The 22030-nt window shown below is 65.7% G+C and carries 19 protein-coding genes; 7 read left to right on the plus strand and 12 right to left on the minus strand.

Annotated elements, in window-relative coordinates; all coding sequences use genetic code 11:
- The first annotated feature begins 8 nt into the window (after positions 1–8).
- Both IAU68_RS07700 and IAU68_RS07705 read left to right on the plus strand, forming a co-directional pair.
- Positions 9–1262, plus strand: a complete 1254-nt coding sequence (locus tag IAU68_RS07700) for an amidohydrolase (protein WP_171192727.1) — start codon at positions 9–11, stop codon at positions 1260–1262.
- 21 nt (positions 1263–1283) lie between these two features.
- Positions 1284–3674, plus strand: a complete 2391-nt coding sequence (locus IAU68_RS07705; RefSeq protein WP_171192728.1) for a glycogen/starch/alpha-glucan phosphorylase — start codon at positions 1284–1286, stop codon at positions 3672–3674.
- Here the strand turns inward: IAU68_RS07705 and IAU68_RS07710 are convergent.
- On the minus strand, positions 3671–4129 hold the full coding sequence (locus IAU68_RS07710) for a GNAT family N-acetyltransferase (RefSeq protein ID WP_171192729.1): 459 nt from the start codon (positions 4127–4129) through the stop codon (positions 3671–3673). The two genes, IAU68_RS07705 and IAU68_RS07710, sit on opposite strands and share 4 nt — an antisense overlap.
- 29 nt (positions 4130–4158) lie before the next feature.
- On the opposite strand from IAU68_RS07710, the gene IAU68_RS07715 reads away from it, so the two are divergent.
- Positions 4159–6003 (plus strand): chorismate-binding protein, encoded by a 1845-nt coding sequence (locus IAU68_RS07715; protein ID WP_171192730.1) that lies wholly within the window; start codon positions 4159–4161, stop codon positions 6001–6003.
- Positions 5996–6748 (plus strand): aminotransferase class IV, encoded by a 753-nt coding sequence (locus IAU68_RS07720; RefSeq protein WP_171192731.1) that lies wholly within the window; start codon positions 5996–5998, stop codon positions 6746–6748. The genes IAU68_RS07715 and IAU68_RS07720 overlap by 8 nt, the downstream gene beginning before the upstream one ends.
- 393 nt (positions 6749–7141) lie before the next feature.
- Here the strand turns inward: IAU68_RS07720 and IAU68_RS07725 are convergent, their stop codons facing one another.
- Genes IAU68_RS07725 through IAU68_RS07775 form a run of 11 tightly spaced genes read right to left on the minus strand, consistent with a single transcriptional unit; the run spans position 7142 to position 17692 of the window.
- Positions 7142–9553 carry an excinuclease ABC subunit UvrA gene (locus IAU68_RS07725; protein WP_171192732.1) on the minus strand — a complete coding sequence of 804 codons (2412 nt, stop codon included), beginning with the start codon at positions 9551–9553 and terminating at the stop codon, positions 7142–7144.
- Between the two features lie 18 nt (positions 9554–9571).
- Positions 9572–10996 carry a pyruvate kinase gene (gene pyk / locus IAU68_RS07730; RefSeq protein WP_186337523.1) on the minus strand — a complete coding sequence of 475 codons (1425 nt, stop codon included), beginning with the start codon at positions 10994–10996 and terminating at the stop codon, positions 9572–9574.
- Positions 10989–11948: a prolipoprotein diacylglyceryl transferase gene (gene lgt, locus IAU68_RS07735; RefSeq protein WP_171192734.1), complete on the minus strand. Its 960-nt coding sequence runs from the start codon at positions 11946–11948 to the stop codon at positions 10989–10991. Before lgt ends, pyk begins: the two co-directional genes overlap by 8 nt.
- A gap of 18 nt (positions 11949–11966) precedes the next feature.
- Positions 11967–12785, minus strand: a complete 819-nt coding sequence (locus IAU68_RS07740; RefSeq protein WP_171192735.1) for an indole-3-glycerol phosphate synthase TrpC — start codon at positions 12783–12785, stop codon at positions 11967–11969.
- 38 nt (positions 12786–12823) lie between these two features.
- Positions 12824–13483, minus strand: coding sequence for a TIGR02234 family membrane protein (locus tag IAU68_RS07745; protein WP_171192736.1), 660 nt, complete (start codon positions 13481–13483; stop codon positions 12824–12826).
- Positions 13473–14282 carry an inositol monophosphatase family protein gene (locus tag IAU68_RS07750; RefSeq protein ID WP_171192737.1) on the minus strand — a complete coding sequence of 270 codons (810 nt, stop codon included), beginning with the start codon at positions 14280–14282 and terminating at the stop codon, positions 13473–13475. The genes IAU68_RS07745 and IAU68_RS07750 overlap by 11 nt, the downstream gene beginning before the upstream one ends.
- A complete protein-coding gene (locus tag IAU68_RS07755; protein WP_171192738.1) occupies positions 14275–14919 on the minus strand; it encodes a type 1 glutamine amidotransferase family protein in 645 nt (214 codons plus the stop codon). Before IAU68_RS07755 ends, IAU68_RS07750 begins: the two co-directional genes overlap by 8 nt.
- Before the next feature lie 11 nt (positions 14920–14930).
- Positions 14931–16223 (minus strand): MFS transporter, encoded by a 1293-nt coding sequence (locus IAU68_RS07760; protein ID WP_171192739.1) that lies wholly within the window; start codon positions 16221–16223, stop codon positions 14931–14933.
- Between the two features lies 1 nt (position 16224).
- Positions 16225–16401, minus strand: coding sequence for a hypothetical protein (locus IAU68_RS07765; RefSeq protein WP_171192740.1), 177 nt, complete (start codon positions 16399–16401; stop codon positions 16225–16227).
- A 29-nt stretch (positions 16402–16430) separates the two neighbouring features.
- Positions 16431–16958 carry a hypothetical protein gene (locus IAU68_RS07770; protein ID WP_171192741.1) on the minus strand — a complete coding sequence of 176 codons (528 nt, stop codon included), beginning with the start codon at positions 16956–16958 and terminating at the stop codon, positions 16431–16433.
- Positions 16958–17692 carry a hypothetical protein gene (locus tag IAU68_RS07775; protein WP_171192742.1) on the minus strand — a complete coding sequence of 245 codons (735 nt, stop codon included), beginning with the start codon at positions 17690–17692 and terminating at the stop codon, positions 16958–16960. Before IAU68_RS07775 ends, IAU68_RS07770 begins: the two co-directional genes overlap by 1 nt.
- Before the next feature lie 209 nt (positions 17693–17901).
- On the opposite strand from IAU68_RS07775, the gene IAU68_RS07780 reads away from it, so the two are divergent.
- The 3 genes from IAU68_RS07780 to IAU68_RS07790 are packed head-to-tail and all read left to right on the plus strand — an operon-like array spanning position 17902 to position 22017.
- Entirely contained in the window at positions 17902–18450 is a 549-nt protein-coding gene (locus IAU68_RS07780) for a TetR family transcriptional regulator (RefSeq protein ID WP_171192743.1), read from the plus strand.
- A gap of 39 nt (positions 18451–18489) precedes the next feature.
- Positions 18490–20652 carry a glycogen debranching protein GlgX gene (glgX, locus tag IAU68_RS07785; RefSeq protein ID WP_171192744.1) on the plus strand — a complete coding sequence of 721 codons (2163 nt, stop codon included), beginning with the start codon at positions 18490–18492 and terminating at the stop codon, positions 20650–20652.
- Positions 20653–22017 carry an exonuclease domain-containing protein gene (locus tag IAU68_RS07790; RefSeq protein WP_171192745.1) on the plus strand — a complete coding sequence of 455 codons (1365 nt, stop codon included), beginning with the start codon at positions 20653–20655 and terminating at the stop codon, positions 22015–22017.
- Positions 22018–22030 lie beyond the last annotated feature (13 nt).

Consider the following 22030-nt stretch of genomic DNA (forward strand, 5'->3'; position numbering starts at 1 on the left):
CACCGATTATGAGCAACATCGCCGACATCCTCGCGTCTTTCGAACTGGATGCATCGTGGCTGCGTCGGCTGTACGAACACATGCACGCCAACCCGGAGCTCTCCATGCACGAAGAGGAGACCTACCAGCTCATTGTGCGCGAGCTGGAGGCGTTCGACTGCGAGATCGTCGCCCCGATCGGCAAGTACGGCATCTGCGCGGTGTTCGAAAACGGCGCGGGCCCGACAGTGCTCTACCGCGCCGATTTCGACGGCCTTCCCGTCACCGAGCGCACCGGCGCGCCGTTCGCGTCTCGCAAGGTGGTCACCACCGCCGACGGCGACACCGTGGGCACGATGCACGCCTGCGGACACGACATCCACACTGCAGCACTGCTCGGCCTGTGCAGCGTCCTGGACAACACCCGCGACAAGTGGTCCGGCACATTTATCGCACTGTTCCAGCCGGGCGAGGAGATCGCCGCCGGCGCGCAGGACATGGCGGACAACGGGCTCGCCGACAAGGTGCCCACGCCGGATGTGGTACTCGGCCTGCACGTCATGTCGGGCCGCGCCGGGGAGGTGATGTCCAAGCCGGGCCCGCAGTTCGCCGCCTGCGACTCCATTCGCGTGCACATCCCTGGTCGCGGCGCGCACGGCTCGATGCCGCACAATTCAGTGGATCCGACGTTTACGGCTGCGATGATCATCGCGCGCTTGCAGGCGATCGTCGGCCGCGAGGTGAACCCGGCAGATTTCGCCGTGGTCACCGTCGGTTCCATGAGCGCCGGCAAGGCGATCAACATCATCCCGAACGAGGCCGAGCTGGTGCTCAACTGTCGCTTTTACAGCGACAAGGTCAAGGCCCGCGTCTACGCCGCCATCGAGCGCGTCGTCCACGCCGAGGTCGCAGCCTCGGGCGCGTCCGGCAAGGCGACCATCGGGTACTTCGCCCACGGCGAGCTGCTGGATAACGACGCCGCCATCTACTCCGCCGTGCGCGAGAACTTTGACGCAATCTTTGGCCCGGAGTCCACCACCTCCGACCCGAAGACGGTCTCGGAGGACTTCCCCATCATCGGCCAGGCGTTCGGCGCGCCGTATTTCTTCTGGCTCATCGGCTGCACCCCGCGCGACGTGTGGGACCGCGCCGTGGAGGAGGACCGGGTGGCCGAGGACGTGCCGGTGAACCACATGGCGAACTTCCTGCCGGAGTACGAGCCCACCATCGACGCCGCGACGCGCTCCGCAGCCGTGGCCGCATTGACCTACCTCGCCCGCTAGCTGCCGGTACGCTTGGGCGCCATGACCTCCCCCAACCAGGCACCCGCATTCGAGCAGACCATCGCAGGCCACGTCCGAGGCTTCTCCGGTAAGGCCCCGAACAACTCCACCGTGAAGAAGTTCTGGACGGGCCTATCAGCTGCGGTCATGGAGCAGATCGCGGACGACTGGGATAGAACCCGCAATGCGTACAAGAACCACCGTCGCGCCGCGTACTTCTCCGCGGAGTTCCTCCAGGGTCGCGCGCTGCTGAATAACCTGACCAACCTGGGCCTCGTCGATAAGGCGCAGGCCGCCACGGAAGAATTGGGCCACAACCTAACGGATGTCCTCGAGGCCGAACATGACGCCGCCTTGGGCAACGGTGGTCTCGGCCGCCTGGCCGCCTGCTTCCTCGACTCCGCCGCCACGCAGGATTACCCGCTGACCGGCTACGGCCTGCTGTACCGCTACGGCCTGTTCCGCCAGGAGTTCGAGGACGGCTTCCAGCGCGAGCACCCGGACCGCTGGAAAGAATCGTTCTACCCCTTCATTATCCGCCGTGGCTCGGATCAGCGCATCGTGCACTTCGACGACATGGATGTCCGCGCGATCCCCTACGACATGCCGATCACCGGCTACGGCACGACCAACGTGGGCACGCTGCGTCTGTGGGACGCCTCGCCAATCGACGAGTTCGACTACGACGCGTTCAACTCCCAGCGCTTTGCCGACGCCATTCTGGAGCGCGAGGCCGTCCACGACATCACGCGCGTGCTCTACCCGAACGACACCACCTACGCCGGCAAGCTCCTTCGCGTGCGCCAGCAATACTTCTTCTGCTCCGCGTCGCTGCAGGAGCTTATCGACGACTACATCGCCGCCCACGGCAACGACCTGCGCCATTTCCACGAATACAACTCGATTCAGTTGAACGACACCCACCCGGTGCTGGGCATCCCCGAGCTGATGCGTTTGCTTATGGACGACCACGGCCTCGGCTGGGACGACGCCTGGGAGGTCACCACCCGCACCTTCGCCTACACCAACCACACGGTGCTGCAGGAGGCGCTGGAGACGTGGGAGGAGTCGATTTTCAAGCAGCTGTTCTGGCGCATCTGGGAGATCGTGGAGGAGATCGATCGCCGCTACCGCCTGGACATGGAGGCCCGTGGCGTCGACGCGGAGACCGCCCACTACTACTCCCCGGTCCACGACGGGCGTGTGCACATGGCGTGGATCGCCTGCTACGCCTCCTACTCCGTCAACGGCGTGGCCGCGTTGCACACGGAGATCATCAAACGCGACACCTTAGGTTTCTGGCACGGGCTGTACCCGCAGCGCTTCAACAACAAAACCAACGGTGTCACTCCGCGCCGCTGGCTGCGGATGTGCAACCCGCGCCTGTCCGCACTGCTCGACCGCCTCGCGGGTTCCGACGACTGGGTGACCGACTTGGCCAAACTTCAGGACCTGCGCCACTTCGCCGACGACCCGGAGGTTCTACGCGAGTTGCGCGAGATCAAGGCGGCGAACAAGCGGGACTTCGCCGAGTGGATCAACGAGCGCCAGGGCGCCGAGATTGACCCGGACTCCATCTTCGACACCCAAATCAAGCGCCTGCACGAGTACAAGCGCCAGCTGATGAACGCGCTGTACATCCTCGACTTGTACTTCCGCATCACCAAAGACGGCGAGCGTGACATCCCGAAGCGCACGTTCATCTTCGGCGCGAAGGCGGCACCGGGCTACGTCGCGGCGAAAGGCATCATCAAACTCATCAACACCATCGGGGAGCTGGTGAACAACGACCCGGTCGCCTCCGAATACATCCACGTGGTGTTCGTGGAGAACTACAACGTCTCGCCGGCCGAGCACATCATCCCGGCCACCGACGTCTCAGAGCAGATCTCCACCGCCGGCAAGGAGGCTTCGGGCACGTCCAACATGAAGTTCATGATGAACGGTGCACTGACGCTTGGCACCATGGACGGCGCGAACGTGGAGATCGTCGACGCCGTCGGCGAGGACAACGCCTACATCTTCGGCGCCCGCGAAGAGGAACTGCCGGAGCTGAAGGCGCACTACAACCCGCGCCAGGTCGCCGAACAGACGCCGGGGCTCATGCGCGCGCTCGACGCGTTCGTCGACGGCACCTTGGACGACCGTGGCACCGGCGCCTTCCACGACCTGCGAGCTTCGCTTCTCGACGACAACGGCTACGGCGAACGCGACGTCTTCTACGTCCTCGGCGACTTCGCCGCCTACCGCGACGCCCGCGACACAATGGCCGCCGACTACTACGCCGACCCGGACGACTGGGCGCGCAGGTGCTGGATCAACATCTGCGAATCCGGCCGGTTCTCCTCCGATCGCACAATCCGCGACTACGCCGAAGAAGTCTGGAACATCGCCCCGACTCCAATCGACTAACCGCGCACCATCCGGCTCACCACGATGTCGTCGCCCTGGTGCCTTTTCGTCTCGCCGTCGAAGGTGAAACCGAGCTTGGTGTAGAAGGCCTGAGCGCGGTCGTTAAAGTCCGCGACCCACAAAAATGCGGACTCCCCCGGGTGGATCACACCGTCGAGGAGACGCTGCGCCACCCCGGAGCCGGAAACGCTCTCAAGCAGGTAGAGGTTTCGCAGCTCGGTGCGCTCGCCGGGGATACCGTAGGCGAGGCCTACGATTTCGCCGTCCAGTTCCGCCACCGCGACGCGCCCGTCGGGTGCACGGAAAAACGCGTCCCAGTCGCGCTCGAGTTTCTCAAGGTCGTCGAGGATCTCGTCGGCAATGTGGCCTTGGAAGGCTTGCTTGCGGGAGCGGTAGTGCATGTCGGCGATCGCAGCGGCGTCGTCGGGGCCCGCTGGGCGGATGGTGGTATCCATGCCGTGCAACGCTATACGATTCCGGCAGAATGATCCTACTCATAGACAACTACGACTCATACACGTTCAACCTCGCCCACCTGATCGCCGAAGCCGCCGGGCGCGAGCCCCTCGTCGTGCCTGCTGGCGAGGCTTGCGACCTGCCGGACCGCGTGCGCGGCGGCGAGTTCAGCCACGTCGTCATCTCCCCCGGCCCCGGCACCCCCGAAAGCGATGAGGATTTCGGCGCATCCCGGCGCGTCATTGAGGCAGCCGCCGACGCGGACGTTCCGTTGCTCGGCGTGTGCCTCGGCCACCAGGGCTTGGCCATGCTCGCCGGTGCGGCGGTGACCCGCTCCCCCGAGCCGCGCCACGGGTTCGTCTCCACCCTCACCCACTCCGGCGAGGGCATCTTCGCGGGCCTCCCGCAGGATTTCGAGGTGGTGCGCTACCACTCGCTGCACGTCGAAGAAGTCCCCGGCATCACGGTGCACGCCCGCAGCGAGGACGGCGTCATCCAGGCGCTCAAGGTCGATGGGCTCGATCACTGGGGTGTGCAATTCCACCCCGAGTCGGTGCTCACCCAGCACGGCGCAGCGATCATGCGCAACTTCCTCGGCGGCTGGCGCGTGCTTCACCGCGAAGTCCCGGGCGCGCTCGACTGCCAACGCGTGTTCAACGCGATCAAGCGCGACGGCCACGACGCATTCTTCCTCGATTCCGCCGACGCCCGCGGGCGCTACTCCATCCTCGGCGACACCGCAGGCGCCCTGTCGCGCTCCATCCGCTATTCGCTTGACGACGACCCCGATATCCTCACCACCCTCGACCGCGAACTGGCCGTGCCCGTGTTCGACGCCCCCGACCTGCCGTTTACCGGCGGCGTGATCGGCTACCTCGGCTACGAGTGCACGGAGCTAACGCTGCCGATCACGCTGCGCCACCGTTCACCGTACCCGGACGCCTACTTCGTGCGCCCGCAGTCGTTTATCGTCTACGACCACGAGGACGAAACCGCCCACCTGTGCGCGCTTTCTGGCGACGGCGCGGACGACCTCCTCGACCGGCTCGAGCGGGCGCTGCAGGGGGTGGCGGCGGACGGGGGTTCGTCGGTAAGCAACGGCTCTTGGAGCAACCCCGACTACCTCGCCAGCATCGAAGAGGCCCAGGATCTGCTGCGCGCGGGCGAGAGTTACGAGGTGTGCTTAACCGACACCTACACCGCCGAAGCGACCGGCGATATCTACTCCAACCTGCGCGAACACAACCCCGCGCCGTACGCCGCGCACCTCATCTTCGACGGCGTCGAGGTCGCCAGCGCCTCGCCCGAACGCTTCCTCACCGTGCGCGGCCGCGACGTGGAGGCCAAACCGATCAAGGGCACCATCGCGGCCGACCAAGATCCCGACTTGCTTAACGACGACAAAACCCGCGCCGAAAACCTCATGATCGTCGACCTCTTGCGCAACGACCTTGCCCGCGTCTGCGACCCCGGCACCGTGCGCGTGCCCGGGCTGATGCAGGTGGAGTCGTACGCGACGGTGCACCAGTTGGTTTCCACCATCACCGGCCGCCTGCGCGAAGGGTGCACCGCCGTCGACGCCGTGCGCGCGACGTTCCCGCCTGGCTCCATGACCGGTGCGCCGAAACTGCGCACCTGCGAGATCATCGACCGCTTAGAGACTTCCCCACGCGGCGTTTACTCCGGCGCGCTGGGCTACTTCGGCTTCGACGGTCAGGCCGATCTGTCGGTGGTGATCCGCACCGCCGTACGCGCAGGTGACACCGTGACGGTGGGCGCGGGCGGGGCGATCGTGCTGGCCTCCGACCCCGAGTCCGAACTTGCCGAGCGCAACCTCAAAGCACAATCCGTGCTGGGAGCATGGGATGCGTAGCTATGTCTGGCGCGGCGACTTCGTCGAGTGCGACGTCCCCGACAGCCCCCTCGATGTGGCCGACTCCTGGCGCCATTTGAACGGCCGCACCAACGGTCTCGACCTGCACCTCGAGCGTTTCGCCCGGTCTGCTGGACCGCTGCCCGACGGGTTCGTCGAAACGATGCTTCCGCTGCTCAGCACCGGCGAACTCTTTCCCCGCATCGCGTTGTCGCAAGGGCTTTTGCTTCTCGACGTCCGGCCCGCCCCTCCCCCTCGCCCCACCACTTCACTGACATATGCGCCTGCCCCGGACCCGCGCACCCAGCCCGAGGTGAAAGGCCCCGACTTCGCCGCGTTTCACGCATACCGTTCGCGGTACCAGGTTGAGGGCACGGACGACACGGTAATCGTCGATAAGCATGGCGCCATGCTGGAGACCACCACCGGCGCGCTCGTGATGTGGGACGGCGACACCCTGTGTCTGCCCGACGGTGTGTGGCTGCCGAGCATCACCCTGCACCAGGTTGTTTCGCGGGCCGAACGGCTAGGTACCCGCGTGAAGCAGTGCCGTATCACGCCCGAGCTCGCTGCCGAACGCCCACTGTGGTTCCTCAACTCCCTGCACGGCATCAGCCCGGTTCGCGACCTGCACGTCAGCGACGCCGTAATCACGCCCCCGGCACACCCTGATTTCAACGAGTGGCGCGACTGGTGGTGGGGTGGCTTCACGGTCGAAGAAGAGGGCATCGAGTTCGACGACTAGCACCGCCGCCGACGCGGAACTTGGCCGGGACCCACGGGGACTATGCCGTCGCATAGTGAAATCGGCCTGCAAGACTATACCGCCGCATAGCGAACCCACCCCGCTTGACTATGCAGCCGCATAGTCAACGACGCTGAACCGATCTCCAGTGACACGGACCGGCCGAGCCCAAAAACTATGCCGCTGCATAGTGAGCGGGCCCTCTCGCCAGCTCGAGTTTGTACGAATTTACATGCAACAATGCTTATAAACTTCTGACCTGCAGTTTTAAAACTGAACGACCGTACCCATTGTCAACTTTTGCACATTTCGTTTAGTCACCCACATCCGCGAAATATAGCGAACGGCCCACCGCGACTATGCCACTGCATAGTCAATACAACCCACAGCGACCTATGCCGAACGCTCGGCGAGCACCTTCCCGGTCGCGGTGTCGCACTTGGCCAGCTCCGCCGGGGTGCCGGTGGCGACGATCTGCCCACCCTCGGCGCCGGCGCCCGGGCCCATCTCAATCACGCGGTCCGCTTGCGCGATCACGGAGACATCGTGCTCGACCACGATCACGGTCTGACCCGCGTCGACCAGGCTGTTGAGTTCTTGCACCAAAAGTGCAATGTCTGCGGGGTGCAGGCCGGTGGTCGGCTCGTCCAGTAGGTACACCGTGTGGCCCCGGCGCGAGTTGCGGGAGCGCTGCAACTCCGTGGCCAGCTTGATGCGCTGCGCCTCGCCGCCGGAGAGTTCCGGCGCGCCCTGACCGAGACGCAGGTAACCCAGCCCCACCGCCTGCAGGGTTTCCACGGCGCGCAGAATCTTGGGCACTCTGGCGAACACGTCCGCGGCTTCGTCGACAGTCAGGTCCAGCACCTCCGCGATGGTGAGACCCTCCCAGGTCACCTCGAGGGTCTCGTCGTTGTAGCGCGCGCCGCCGCAGTCGGGGCAGGTGGTGTACGACCCAGGTAGGAACACCAGCTCCACCTCGATCTTTCCAGCACCACCGCAGGTCGGGCACTGCCCTTGCTTCACGTTGTAGGAAAAGCGCGACACGGTCCAATTGCGACGTTTCGCCTCGTCAGTGTTGGCGAAGAGTTTGCGCACGCCGTCGAACAACCCGGTGTACGTGGCGAGCGTCGAGCGCGGCGTGCGCCCGATGGGCTTTTGGGTGATCTGCACGACACGGCTCACAGCGTCGAAGCCTTCTTGCTTATCGACGACCCACTCGCCGTCCTGCGCCACCTCATCGTCCTCATCAACAACGGAAGACGCGGCGTCGCGCAGCACCCCGGCGAGCACCGTGCTGACCAGCGTGGACTTGCCGGAGCCGGACACGCCGGCCACTGCGGTGAATTGCCCCAGCCCAAACGAGACATCCATGCCGTCGATGGAACGCGCTGAAACACCAGACAAGGTTAGTTCGCCGCTGGCGGTGCGGGGGTCGTCGTTAAGCGACGGCGCCCGGTTCGCCAACGCTTGTGCAGTGGGTGCGTCGCCGGTGTACTCGCTGGTGGGACCGGAGTAGACAACCTCGCCGCCACGCTCGCCGGCGAGTGGGCCGACGTCGACGAGCCAGTCGGTCTGGGCGACGAGTTCCATGTCGTGCTCGACAAGCAGAACAGAGTTTCCCGCGTCGATGAAGCGGCGGCAGATATCCAGCACGGCACCGCGTTCCGACGGGTGCAGGCCGGCCGACGGCTCGTCGAGCACGTACGCCACGCCGAACAGGCCAGAACGCAGCTGAGCCGACAGGCGGATGCGCTGCAGCTCGCCGGCCGACAACGTCGGGGCCGGACGGTCGAGGCTCAAGTGCGCAAGGCCGAGGTCGAGCGCCGACTGCAGCGCCGGCAGGATCTGCTTGAGCAGCAGGTCCTCGGCCGAGCCCTCGGAGGGTTCCTGGTCTGCGAGCACGTCGTAGACCTTATCCAGCGGTAGCGCACCGAGTTCGTCGATCGGCATGCCAGCGTAGGTGACCTTGAGCGCCTCCGGGTTGAGACGACGGCCGTGGCAGGTCTCGCACACGCGCGACTCCATGTAGGACAGCACGCGTTTGCGCAGGGTGTCGGAGTTCGTCTCCGCGAGTGTCTTGGTCAGGTACGACTCCACGGAGCGCCACGTGCCCTTGTAGTTGCGCTGAATCTGGTCCTCGCCGCGCAGGGGCTTGACGGTGACCACGGGGCGCTCGTCGGTAAACAGGATCCAGTCGCGGTCCTTCTTCGGCAGATCCTGCCAGGGCGAGTCGAGGTCGTAGCCCAGCGTGGCCAGGATGTCGTGGAAGTTCTTTCCGGCCCACGCACCCGGCCAGGCCTGAATCGCGCCGTCTTCGATTGATAGCGACGGATCCGGCACCATCGATGCTTCGGTCGGCTCGTGCACCACACCGGTGCCCTGGCAGGTCGGACACATGCCCTCGGGCGTGTTTGGGGAGAACGAGTCGGAGTACAGCCCCTTCGGGTTGTCGCCGGAGCGCGAGTACAGCAGACGGATACTGTTGGACAGCGCCGAGACGGTGCCCACGGTGGAGCGCGCCCCGCCGCCGGAGGTGGACTGTTCCAGCGCCACGGTCGGCGGCAGCCCCTCGACCGAGCCGACCTGGGGGTCCACCGCGGAGCCGATGAGGCGGCGGGCGAACGGCGCCACCGATTCGAGGTAGCGGCGCTGTCCTTCGCCGTGGATGGTGCCGAAGGCGAGCGACGACTTACCCGAGCCGGACACACCCGTCACCGCGACGAGCGTGCCGCGCGGGATGTCCACATCCACGTTGCGGAGGTTGTGCAGGTGGGCGTCGCGGACTTGGATTCCAGTTTCAGGCATGCCCACCAGCGTAACCATTTACGCGCGACGCGTGCTCTCCCCGAGTTGGTGCACGTGAATCGTGTTCGTCGTACCCGCGATGCCCGGCGGGGTTCCGGCGACCATCACCATGGTGTCGTTTTCTTCGTACTGCTCCATCGCGAGCAGTTGCTTATCGACGACCTTGATCATGTCGTCGGTGTTATGCACCTCGTCGCAAAGAAATGTCTCCGCGCCCCACGTCATCGCGAGTTGCGAGCGCACCTGCTGCACCGGGGTGAACACGAGCAGCGGCAGGTCCGGATGGAGACGCGCCACGCGGCGGGCCGTGTCGCCGGAGGTGGTGAACGTGACAATCGCGCGAGCGTTGAGGCGCTGCGCAATGTCGTTGGCGGAGTACGACACCACGCCACGCTTCGTGCGCGGGATGTGGTTCAGCGGCGGCACGCTGCCCATCTGCTCCGCCGAGCGCACGATGCGGCTCATGGTGCGCACCACGTTGTGCGGATCTACGCCGACCGACGTCTCGCCGGAGAGCATCACGGCGTCCGCGCCGTCGAGCACCGCGTTGGCCACGTCGGAGGCCTCCGCGCGCGTCGGGCGCGAGTTCTCGATCATGGAGTCGAGCATTTGCGTAGCGACGATCACCGGCTTCGCATTCTCACGCGCAATCTGGATCACGCGCTTCTGCACCGCCGGCACCTGCTCGAGCGGGATCTCCACGCCCAAGTCGCCGCGCGCAACCATGACGGCGTCGAACGCCAGCACGATCGATTCGAGCGCGTCGACGGCCTCTGGCTTTTCCAGCTTTGCTACGACCGGCACACGCCTGCCGACCTCATCCATGATTTCGTGGACCTGCTCCACATCCGCCGGGGAGCGGACAAACGACAGCGCAATGATGTCCACGCCGAGCTTGAGGGCGAAACGCAGGTCTTCCTTGTCCTTCTCGCTCAGCGCCGGGACGGAGATGTCCATGCCGGGCAGCGAGACGCCCTTGTTGTTTGACACCGGGCCGCCCTCGGTGACCTTGCAGACCACGTCGTTGCCGTCGACCTCGGTGCAGACGAGGCCGACCTTGCCGTCGTCGACAAGCAAACGGTCCCCCGGCTTCGCGTCCGCTGCCAGCTGCTTGTAGGTGGTGGACACGCGGTCGTGGGTGCCCTCGATGTCGTCGACGGTAATGCGGACGGTCTCGCCGGTCTCCCAGTAGGTCTTGCCGTCGCCTTCGAAGCGGCCGAGGCGGATCTTCGGGCCCTGCAGGTCGGCCAGGATGCCGACTGCGTGGCCGGTCTCGTCTGTGGCCTCGCGCACCCACTGGTAGTTCTTCTCGTGGTCCGGGTAGTCGCCGTGCGAGAAGTTCAGACGCGCGACGTCCATGCCGTCGCGCACCAGCCCCAGGATCGCCTCCTTGCTGGCCACAGCCGGGCCGAGGGTGCAGACGATCTTTGTTTTCCTATCCACGTGTTCCAACCTCACCTTCGTAGGTCTCCGTCGTGTCATTCAGATTCCCACGGTACTCCCGATCCTGTGAATCTGCCGTGGGCGAAGCGTTGTATTCCGGGTCCACCTCCTGCGGGGTTTCGCGGTCCTTCGGCAGGCGCAAAAAGATCACGACGGCGACGATGAACAGGATCGCAGTGACCCAGGTGTTCACGCGCAGGCCGAGGATCAGCGTGGCTTCGTCGCTACGCATCAGCTCGATAAAGAACCGGCCCAGGGTGTAGCCGGCGACGTAGAGCCAAAACACGCTGCCGTGGCCCAGGCGCCTGCGTCGGTCGATCCAGATGAGGAAGAAGAAGACGGCGACGTTCCAAATGAGTTCGTAGAGGAACGTCGGGTGCACGCTCGCGATGACCTCGCCGGTGGAGCGTCCGGTCAGCGGGGCGTACTGGCCGGCCTCGTTGACGCGGTAGTAGATATCCAGCGCCCACGGAACATCGGTTTCGGCACCGTAGAGCTCCTGGTTGAAGTAGTTTCCTAATCGGCCGATGCCTTGGGCGAGGATGACGGTGGGTGCGATGGCGTCGGCAAGCGGCGCGATCGGCAGGCCCTTGTGCCGCATGAGCGCCCACACGGCGAGGGCACCGAGCGCGACCGCACCGATGATGCCAAGACCACCAGCGGTGACGTCGAACGCCTTCCACGGGTTCTTGCCCTCCCCGAAGTACTTATCGTGGTCGGTGATCACATGGTAGAGACGCCCGCCGACGATGCCGGCCGGGATGACCACAATCGCGGCGTCCCACACCGTGTCGGGGTTGCCGCCACGCGCCTTGTAGCGACGCAACGAGATCATCAGCGCCACGACGATGCCGGCCATGATGCACAGCGCGTACGCCCTGATCGGGATCGGTCCGAGGTACCACACGCCCTGCGGCGGGGACGGGATGTTCGCCAAAATCGTTTCTTGCACGACACACAGTGTGCCAGCTCAGCGCCGCGAAGGGCAGGCTGGATGCTGGCCCGCCGCCGCCAGCGAGCGTGTGGCGGCGTACACATCATCGGCTGCCATCACCGCTTCGGCCGCGAGTACGGCATCGGCCCCGCAGGCGGCGGCGTCGATAAGGTCGCGCGGAGTGGTCACACCACCCAGGCTGATCTTGATCACCTCGGTAGGAAGCCCCGGCGCGATCTCCGCAAACGCGTGGCGGTTGAGGTCGTTGGTGTCGAAGGTCCAGGAGTTCACCGCCACCACGCTCACCCCCGCAAGCAGCGCACGGTCCGCCTCGGCGGGGCTGCGCACCTCCGCTACCGCAACCATGCCGAGCGACTCCGCCCGGTCCAACAACGCCTCCAGGCGCGCCTGCTCGAGGATACCCACCTGCAGCGGCAGCACGTCAGCGCCGTAGCAGCGGGCCTCGTGAATCTGGTACGGGTCCACGATCACGTCGCGGCACACCATGGGCAGCTCAACGGCGGCGCGGGCTTGGGCCATGTCGGCGAGTGACCCGTCGAAACGCAATCGCTCAGTCTGGCAGGCAATGAGGTGCGCGCCGCCGCGCTCGATGTCTTGGGCCACGGCCTCGAGCCTCTCCTGGTTCACCCCGGTGGGGCCGAACACCGGCGAGTTTCGTTTGATCTCCACGATCACGCCACAACCGTGGCGCAGCAGCGCGGCCTTAGCGTCGCGGGTGGGCGGCATATCGCGCGAGCGCGCCTTGATCTCTTTGAAAGAGACGGACGCCTCGCGTTTTTCAACATCGCGGAGCACACCAGCGACAACGTCAGACATTGCGCTCGGTGCCGGCATGCCTTACCTCCCGGGGAATCGGCGTTCGCCTGTTAAGGCTAGCTGGTGGGTCGCGGGGACTGGAAATCCCCCTCAGCCGTCGGGTCGATGTCCGCGTCCAGCGCGTCCCACATCACGCGGCCTGAATCCGGCTCCTCTTTCAGGTCGCTACGGATCGTTTCCTTGCGCACCGCTTCCTTTTCGTACTTGTGCTGGCGCGGCGCGTCGTCGCCGGGCTTGAGCGCGAGGTACACACCACCCACGAGACCCAGCACGCAGCCGAGCAGGGTGAGCACCGGCCCTAACGCTGCGACATCGGCACCAGTAATCTCCGCCCAGTTCGCGATTGTCGACGACGACGTGTCCGTCGCCGCCTCCTCCGCACCCGCGGTCAGGATGGCCTGGATGCGCTCGTGGTCGGCGCCACGCGCAAGCAGCAGGCCGGCCGGCACAGCTGCGCCCGCGGCGGCCAACGCACAGATCGCGCCGACGACGCGCCTGCCAACCTTGCGCAGCGCGAACGCCGCAACCCCGCCCGCGATGAGTAGCACCGCCACCGCGGTGATCTCGGTGGACCACTCCGCACCGGTAATAAAGGCCTGGCCGGTTCCGGAAAGGTCGTCGTTGTACTCGGCGGAGATCCACGACATGCGAGAAAACGCCCACATCGCCGCCCCCGCGATGGCGGTCAGTAACGCGCCGGTCCGGTTACGCTTCATCTGCCGTGCCTCCTCGGGTTGACTTGCCAATTGCGTCCATCACCGTACGGTGCGCCCGGCCGGTGCCAACAACCACACCGCTGGTCTGCGGGGTCCACGCCGCCCCGTCGAGACCGCTCACGGTTGCCCCGGCGCACCGCGCGAACAGCACACCCGCGGCGTTGTCCCAGATGTGCGGCGAGAAACTCACCGCTGCCTGGTAGATCCCCTGCGCCATAAACGCGAGGTCCACACCGACCGAGCCGCTAATCCGCGGGCGCAGGTGCGATTCCGTTAACACCCCCGCGAGGTCAAGGCGGAACGACGCCGGGAACCGTTGCCGGTCCGCAGACGCGAGCGAGCCGATGCCCACCTGGGCAGCTGCGGCGGTGTCGGCGTTGACCGGAGGCAGGGGGTCGTCGTTAAGCATCACTTGCCCACCGTCGATGGCGGTGAGCCGCATGTCCAGCAACGGCGCGTCGGTAATGGCCACCACAGGCGCACCGTCGAGCATGAGCGTGCACAAAATGGCGCAATTCGGGTTGCCCGACGAGTAATTCGAGGTGCCGTCGATCGGGTCGACCACCCAGCACGCAGCCGGGTCGAAGGCGCCGCCTTGCTCCTCGCCGTACACGGCGATGCCGGTGGCTGCCGTCAGTTGTTCGCGCAGGATCTGCTCGATGGCGAGGTCAGCCTCGGTGGCGAAGTCACCTGGGCCTTTGTGCAGGGCGGGCGCGGCACCTAGCTTGTCCACGAACACCTCACGCCCCGCATCAACCGCACGCTTCGCGGCCTCGAGGTAGCCGGCCAGATCACGCATGGGTGGGCTCCGGCAGTTGCGTAATCCAGTTGCGCAGCACCTTGAGGCCAGCCTCACCGGAGTCGGCCGGGTTGAAGGCCACCGCCGACAGCGGACCGTTTTCCACAGCGGCGAGCACGCGCTGGCCGTTAACGTCGGCCCAGGTGAGTTTGGGGTATGCGATGAAGTCGTCCTCCGCGAGCGGAAACGCCTGCACCGCGAGGGGACCGTCGAAGGCGAACGTGTCCGCATCGGCGAACAGCCTCGATCCCGCTGCGGGCTCGACTGCGTAGTCGCCCGGAGCAAAGTCGATCTCGACGACGTCGCCGGGCCACTCCCCCAGACCGGCTGTCTCACGCCGGCCGCGAACTGCGCGGTCGAACAGCACGTGCATGCCGGTGCCCACCGCGAGCAACGGGCGGCCGCCGGCGAGGCGCTGGCCGACGATGCGCTCCCCCTTGAAGCGCTTAAGACCCGCAACAGCATGATCGAAATCCGCACCGCCCGGCAGCACGAGACCGCTGGCCGCAGCGGCCTGGTTGGGGTCGGTGGTCGAAAACGCGTCCGCCCCTGCGGCGGACAGTGCTGCGACAAGGGGCTCTACCCCGGCGGAGTGCTCGAGCACCGCAACTGTGGGGCGTACAGGCGTATCCGTCATGGTTGCGTAGCTTACTTACGCGGGTAGCGGCGCGGAGCTTGCACGGACTTCAGCCGCACCGCGAGGTTGTTGACCTCCACCACGCGGTGGCGACCCAGCTGGCGGTCCAGCAGGGTGACGATAAGCCCGATCGCGATCACGCTGGCGGCGATGCCAAACATCGGCGCGAACGCCATCGAAGCGATGAGCATGCCGTAAAACGTCGAGCCCAACCCGGTGCCGCCGTCAAAGGCGATGTTCCACACCGCGGACGCCTCGGACGTCTTCGAACGCGGCAGGCGGTAGAACATCATCGTCAGCGCCTCGTTTTGCACCGCTCCGAAGCCGGCTCCGTAGAACAGCGCCGCGATGAGCATCGTCCACGCCGGCATTTCCAGCGCGAGGATGCCCGCCATCATGGCCACACCGATCGCGCAAATGACCTGGCACGGGATGAGCACGGTGCCGGGCTCGCCGCGGCGGTCCATGATCTTGCCAGCGATGTAGCGCGAAATCATGGAGGCGAAATTCATCACACCCAGCATCAGCCCGCCGAGCGCGGCGCCGGTGACGGGGTCGAGTTCGCGCATAGACACCGGCAGGAAGTTGGTGATGGCGCCGTACGCGGTGGTGACAAACATCAAGGCCAGTGCAGGCACGACCACGAGGTGCCACATGGGCACGTGCACCATGTTCGCCGTCTCCGGCTCAGCCTCCGGCGGCGGGATGGTGGGGATTGCCATGCAGGCCACCAGCGAGACACCGCCAATGGCGGCGGCGATTGCGTAGACGGCGTTGTAACCGATGACGTCGACAAGCGCGAGCCCCGACGGCAGCGCCACCATCTGCGCCAAACCGACGACGGCGCCGAAGATGCCGGTAGCGCTACCGAGCAGACGCAGCGGAACAAGCTCGGCGATGATGGCGGCCTCCGCCACAGACAGGGCGCCGAAGCCGATGCCGCGGATCGCACTGATGGTCAGTAGCGGCATCGCGTCCATGCCGATCATGTAGCCCAGCGCCGGGATACCGAGCAGCAGCGAGGACACCGCCATGACCAGCCGGTAGCCCAACTTACGTAGCGCCAACGGCATGCACACCTGAGTCAGCACTGTGGCGAGCATGAACACACCGGTAGACAACCCCGCCAGCGATGCGGGCTGGCCCGCATCGATCACGGCGGTGGGCACCACCGGAAGCAAAAGCGCCCACGCGGCAAAGGCCGCTGCGACGGCGACGAGCACCGGGATCAGGCCGCGGGCGCGCCACACATTCGTCAGCGAATCGACCTCTTGGCGGGTTAATGGCCGGCGGGAAAAGGCCACCTCACATCACCTCCAGCATCATCAGCAGGGCGAACAGTGCGGCCACCACCGCCAATACGGCGAGTACAGCGGTGGCTGTCTTGGAGCCGTTCTGGTAGGTCGACCACACGCCGCCGACGAGCATCCCGGTCAGGAGGAACAGCAAGATGACAAATATCGAGTTTCCGGCACCTGCCAACGTGTGAACCTCCTACCTCTCCGGGTCAATTACGCCGACAGTGTAGCCACTTCCGAGATCTCATCGCGCTCGCGGGTGTAGGCGGCCAGGTTGGCAAACCAGTACACCAGCCCGGCCACTAACGGCGCGACTGCCCAGGCGGCACCCGGGGCGATCGGCGGCACGAGCGAGAACTGCGCGCCGTCCGACAGCGCGTCGTGGTCGGGTACGGGGGTAAGCCGCAGCGCGAACCAGTTGCCGAACAAATAAACCGCGATGGAACCGAGCGCAGCTACGACCATCGCCCACACCATCCACCACACACCGCCGCGGAAGCGCTTCCGCCCCACGGCACGCCAGGCGACGATGCCGACGACCAGCCCGAGCAGGGCGGCTAGGATCACAAACCACGCAAACCCCGTGAACTGCACGTTCGCGGGGCTTGCGGCCTGATCGATCACGGCACCACCGTCGGAGACCTCACCCACGTAGGCGGGACGCAGCGCGCCCCAGGCGAATCCTGCGCCGATGCCGAGCAGCAGGGCGAGCGCGAGCAGCCCTGCGCCAGAACCAATCACTAGTTACAGAGCTTCCAGCGTCCGTCTTCCTTCTCGAAGATCATGACGTGGGTCTCTTCGCCGCTGTCGTTCTTCGCGGTCAGGTTGGCGGACGCACGGTTGCCGTCGACGCGCACGTCGGAAATGCTGACCTCGGAACGCGGAATCTCGAGCGCCTGGCCTTGCTGCTCCGCAACGCGGCCGGCTTCCTCGACCTGCTCCAGGGTCAGGCCCTGGCGCTCGAGCTCTTCCATCATCGGGTCGGCGACAGCCTTGCAGGAGTTGTCCAAAATGGTGCGGGTCCAGCCAGCGAAGGACTCTGGGTTGAGCACCGCGCGACCGGTCTCCTCCATCTGGCGGGCATCCTCTTCGCTGCCCTCTTCACCGCCTTCGATCGGCTTGTTGGTGTTTTCCGGCATGCCATTTTCAAACGGGTTCGCCAGCGTCGGGGCCCCCTCGCCCTCGTTGCCGCCGCCCTGCTGCTCCGGCTTCTTGGAGGAGGACTTCTTGTCCTTTTCCTTGTCCGCCTTGTCGTCCTTCTTCTTGTCGGCGTCGTCCTTGTTTTCCTTATCGCCCTTGTTGTCGGACTTCTCGGATGCGGTCGCGTCGACTTCAGTGTCGGCAGGCGCTGCCTCGGCGGCGGTGGACAGGCCGCCAGACTCGCCCTCGTCGGAGGAACCGCACGCTGAAAGCGGAAGCACGAGCACCGCTGCCGCCATAAAGGCAGCCATGCCAGTCGTAGTCTGCGTCTTCATTGTGTTCACTACCTTCCTTGGTTGCGCCCGGCCGATTGCTGAATCCGGGCAGCCGTCTGCTGCGGCATAAGGTACCGCGACGGGGTTCTTGAGAAACAGTACCAATGTCATTCTTGTCTACTGGTGCGACCATGGTGCGATTGCTCTGAATGGTTCCTGTGAGCTTTCGTAGATGTGCGCACCCGCCGTTGGATCTAGGGTGGTATCTCATGCAACTGTCCCGCGAGCGCATCACGAAAGCCGCGCTGGAAATCCTCGCCGGCTACGGCCTGGCCGATGTGTCCATGCGCCGCGTCGCCTCGTCACTATCCGTCGCGCCCGCCGCGTTGTACTGGCACATCGCCAACAAGCAAGAGTTGATCGCGGCGATGGGGCTCGCCATCGTGCAACCGCTTATCGACGACCCACTGCCCCACCCCGCCGATTTAAGCCGCCAACTGCGCGACGCGGTGCTTGGCGTACGCGACGGTGCAGAAGTGCTGGTCGCGGCGATGAGCCAGCCGGACGCGGAGGTGCGCGCGGTGCTGGCGGAGACGTTTGTGGAAGCGGTTGGGGCGTACGCGGGGTCGTCGTCAAGCGATGTGCGCGCAGCCGCGTTGGGGATTTTGCACCTCACGCTCGGCGACGCCGCCGTGCACCAAGCAGGCGCCCAACTGGCTGAGGCGACGCACGGCGACCAGCCCACAGACGACGACGCGGCCGCGCTGCACGAACAAGCGGTGGGCTACCTGCTCGACGGCCTGGCACGACACTCGTAGCCCGGGCGGTGTCGTGGCGGTGCACTAAGCTCTGGCGCCATGAGTGAGACCATCGTGTGGCCCGGCTCCGCCTACCCGCTGGGCTCGACGTTCGACGGCGCCGGCACCAACTTCGCGCTGTTTTCCGGCGTCGCCGAGAAAGTGGAGCTCTGCCTTATCGACGACTCCGGCCAGGAAACCCGCGTGCCGCTCGACGAGGTGGACAACCACGTCTGGCACGCCTACCTGCCGGGAGTGCACCCCGGGCAGCGCTACGGCTACCGGGTACACGGTCCGTGGGACCCGGACAATGGCAAGCGCTGCGACCCGAACAAGCTGCTCGTCGACCCGTACGCACGCGCCTTCGACGGCGCGTTCGACCAGCACTCCTCACTATTTTCCTACGACGTGCACGCCGAGGACCCCGGCACGGGCCGCAACGAGGAGGACTCGCTCGGCCACACGATGCTGTCGGTGGTGATCAATCCGTTTTTCGACTGGGGCGACGACCGCACGCCGAAGATCCCGGACGACGAAACGGTGATCTACGAATGCCACGTCAAAGGCATGACGCAGGCGCATCCGGACATCCCGGAGCAGCTGCGCGGCACGTACGCGGGCATGGCGCACCCGGTGATGGTGGATTACCTCACAGACTTGGGCGTGACGTCGATTGAGCTGCTGCCGGTGCACCAGTTCCTCCAAGACGACCGCCTGCGCGACCTGGGGCTGCGTAACTACTGGGGCTACAACACGTTCGGCTTTTTCGCCCCGGAGCACAGCTACGCCTCCTCCGACGCCCCCGGCGATGCGGTTGCCGAGTTCAAGCAGATGGTGCGCACCTACCACGAGGCCGGCATCGAGGTGATCCTGGATGTGGTGTACAACCACACCGCCGAAGGCAACCACATGGGCCCGACCATCGCGTTCCGCGGCATCGACAACGAGGCGTACTACAGGCTTGTCGACGACAACCGGTTCCTCTACATGGACTACACCGGCACCGGAAACTCGCTTAACGTGCGCTATCCGCACTCGCTGCAACTCATCATGGATTCGCTGCGCTACTGGGTCACCGAGATGCACGTCGACGGCTTCCGCTTCGACTTGGCCTCCACCCTGGCACGAGAATTTTCTGACGTGGACCGCCTAGCCACCTTCTTCGACTTGGTGCAGCAGGACCCGGTGGTCAGCCAGGTCAAGCTCATCGCCGAGCCGTGGGACGTCGGCGAGGGCGGCTACCAGGTGGGCAACTTCCCCGCCCTGTGGAGCGAGTGGAACGGCAAGTACCGCGACACCATTCGCGATTTCTGGCGCGGCGAGGATTCCACCCTCGGCGAGTTCGCGTCCCGGCTGACCGGGTCGTCGGATCTGTACCAGCACAACGGCCGCCGCCCCACCGCGTCGATTAACTTCATCACCGCCCACGACGGCTTCACGCTCAACGACTTAGTGTCCTACAACGAAAAGCACAACGAGGACAACGGCGAGGACAACAGGGACGGCGAAAGCCACAACCGCTCCTGGAACTGCGGTGTCGAAGGCCCCACGGACGACCCGGAGGTGCTCGAACTGCGCGCCCGCCAGCGCCGGAATTTCCTGACCACGCTGATGCTGTCGCAAGGCACGCCGATGCTTAATCACGGCGACGAGATCGCGCGCACTCAGGGCGGCAACAACAACGTCTACTGCCAGGACAACGAGATCGCCTGGATGGACTGGTCGCGCCTTGATGAGGCCACCGACCTGCACGATTTCACCCGGCGGCTCATCGAGCTGCGCCGCGAACACCCCGTGTTCCGCCGGCGTCGTTTCCCCGCGGGCGGTGCGCTTGGCGACGACAACCACGAGATCGCCTGGCTCACGCCCGAGTGCACGTTGATGACGCAGGACGATTGGAACGCCCCGTTCGGCCGGGCGCTCATGGTCCACTTGGACGGCGAGGCCATCGCCGAGCCGGATGCTCGCGGCCGGCGCGTGGTGGACGATTCGTTTTTGCTCATGTTCAACGCGCACTTCGAAGACATCGACTTCACCGTCCCCGGCGAAGAATTTGGCAGCGAATGGGAATTTGTCGTCGACACAACTGAGCCGCTCGGCTACCGCGATCAGGCCGATGCCGTGCAACCCGGCGCGACTGTTACTGTCGGCCAGCGCTCCACTGTCGTGCTGCGCCGCACACAACCGCCCGCAGGTGAGGGCCGAAAGGAAGGCAACGACTAAATGATTTCCGCCCACGGCGCGACGCTGACCGTCACCAACGACGAGCTCACCGTCACTCCCACCCCACTGTTTGCATCCCTGCGCGGCTCGTCCGCCACCCGGGTCGTCCCGATCGCCGACATCACCGGCGTGGACGTTACCGACGGTGACGCGTGGTCGCCGAGCCACGTCACGCTCACCACCGCGGCCGACCCGGTGACCATATCCTTCGTCCCCGGCGATACCGAGGGTGCGGCGCGATTGCGCTCGATTCTCGACGACGCCAAGCACGGCAACGCCCCCGATACCGCCGCAGTCGCCGGCGGCGCTGGCATCCCCGGCTTCTCGTTCGTCGGATTCGACGTGGAGACCGCGAACAGCCGTTGGGGCTCCATCTGCCAGATCGGCCTGGTCAAAATCATCGACGGCGAGGAAGTCGACCGCGCCTCTTGGCTGTGCACACCCCCGAAGGACTTGGCCGAGTTCGACCCGGGCAACGTGGCCATCCACGGCATTACCGCCGAGGACGTCGCCGGCGCGCCGGGTGTGGACGAGCGCATCGCGCAGATGACCGAGTTCGTCGGCGACTTGCCGTTGGTGGCCCACAACGCTCAGTTCGACGCCTCCGCGCTGCGCGACGCGTGCCGTGCGACCGGCACTGCGGTCCCGAAGATGCTGTTCGCCTGCACGCTCGCCCAGGCGCGCGCGACGAAGCTGGACGTGAAAAACCACAAGTTGCCCACCCTGGTGGAGCACTTCGGGCTGTCCTTGGACAACCACCACGACGCATGCGAGGACGCCGCCGCCTGCGCCGGTGTGATAGTGGCTCTGGCCCGCGGCGCCGGCTACACCGGCAGCCTGATGGGCTTCGTCCATGATGCCGGCTTCACTCTCGGCTCGATCGACGACGCCCGCGTCACCCCGGTGCTGCGCGACCGCTCCGGCGCCGGCCGAGCCCTGCAGTCTGAGCAGGTTGCCCAGGGCGGCGTGGCTGCCGCCGTGGCTGCCACAGCCGAGCCTCGCGGCTCGAACCAGGCCGGACCGGTGAAAAAGGAGCGCAAGCCCGCGCCGTGGCAGTCGGTTGCCACCCCCGACACCGTCCCGGAGCCGGCGGCCGATGCCGACCCGAACTCCCCCCTCTACGGCGAGCACGTCACGCTCACCGGCGAGTTCGAACCCCACGACAAGGGCGAGCTGTGGCAGGCAATTGCCAAGCAGGGCGCCCAGGTGGGCAAGAACGTGACCAAGAAGACAACCATTCTGGTTGTCGGCGAGTGGGCGAACATGACCTCGAAGGAGAAACGCGCCCGCGAACTGCAGGATAAGGGTCAAGACATCCAGATTTGGCCGGCGCACAAACTGCTGGAAACGCTCGGGATCAATTAATTTGTAGTTCCCA

The organism is Corynebacterium lujinxingii (assembly GCF_014490555.1).
Lineage (GTDB): Bacteria > Actinomycetota > Actinomycetes > Mycobacteriales > Mycobacteriaceae > Corynebacterium > Corynebacterium lujinxingii.

Coding starts and splice junctions, on each gene's coding strand:
- IAU68_RS07700 (WP_171192727.1), top strand. CDS start 9: ATGAGCAACATCGCCGACATCCTCGCGTCTTTCGAACTGGATGCATCG.
- IAU68_RS07705 (WP_171192728.1), top strand. CDS start 1,284: ATGACCTCCCCCAACCAGGCACCCGCATTCGAGCAGACCATCGCAGGC.
- IAU68_RS07710 (WP_171192729.1), bottom strand. CDS start 4,129: ATGGATACCACCATCCGCCCAGCGGGCCCCGACGACGCCGCTGCGATC.
- IAU68_RS07715 (WP_171192730.1), top strand. CDS start 4,159: ATGATCCTACTCATAGACAACTACGACTCATACACGTTCAACCTCGCC.
- IAU68_RS07720 (WP_171192731.1), top strand. CDS start 5,996: ATGCGTAGCTATGTCTGGCGCGGCGACTTCGTCGAGTGCGACGTCCCC.
- IAU68_RS07725 (WP_171192732.1), bottom strand. CDS start 9,553: ATGCCTGAAACTGGAATCCAAGTCCGCGACGCCCACCTGCACAACCTC.
- IAU68_RS07740 (WP_171192735.1), bottom strand. CDS start 12,785: ATGCCGGCACCGAGCGCAATGTCTGACGTTGTCGCTGGTGTGCTCCGC.
- IAU68_RS07745 (WP_171192736.1), bottom strand. CDS start 13,483: ATGAAGCGTAACCGGACCGGCGCGTTACTGACCGCCATCGCGGGGGCG.
- IAU68_RS07750 (WP_171192737.1), bottom strand. CDS start 14,282: ATGCGTGATCTGGCCGGCTACCTCGAGGCCGCGAAGCGTGCGGTTGAT.
- IAU68_RS07755 (WP_171192738.1), bottom strand. CDS start 14,919: ATGACGGATACGCCTGTACGCCCCACAGTTGCGGTGCTCGAGCACTCC.
- IAU68_RS07775 (WP_171192742.1), bottom strand. CDS start 17,692: ATGAAGACGCAGACTACGACTGGCATGGCTGCCTTTATGGCGGCAGCG.
- IAU68_RS07780 (WP_171192743.1), top strand. CDS start 17,902: ATGCAACTGTCCCGCGAGCGCATCACGAAAGCCGCGCTGGAAATCCTC.
- glgX (WP_171192744.1), top strand. CDS start 18,490: ATGAGTGAGACCATCGTGTGGCCCGGCTCCGCCTACCCGCTGGGCTCG.
- IAU68_RS07790 (WP_171192745.1), top strand. CDS start 20,653: ATGATTTCCGCCCACGGCGCGACGCTGACCGTCACCAACGACGAGCTC.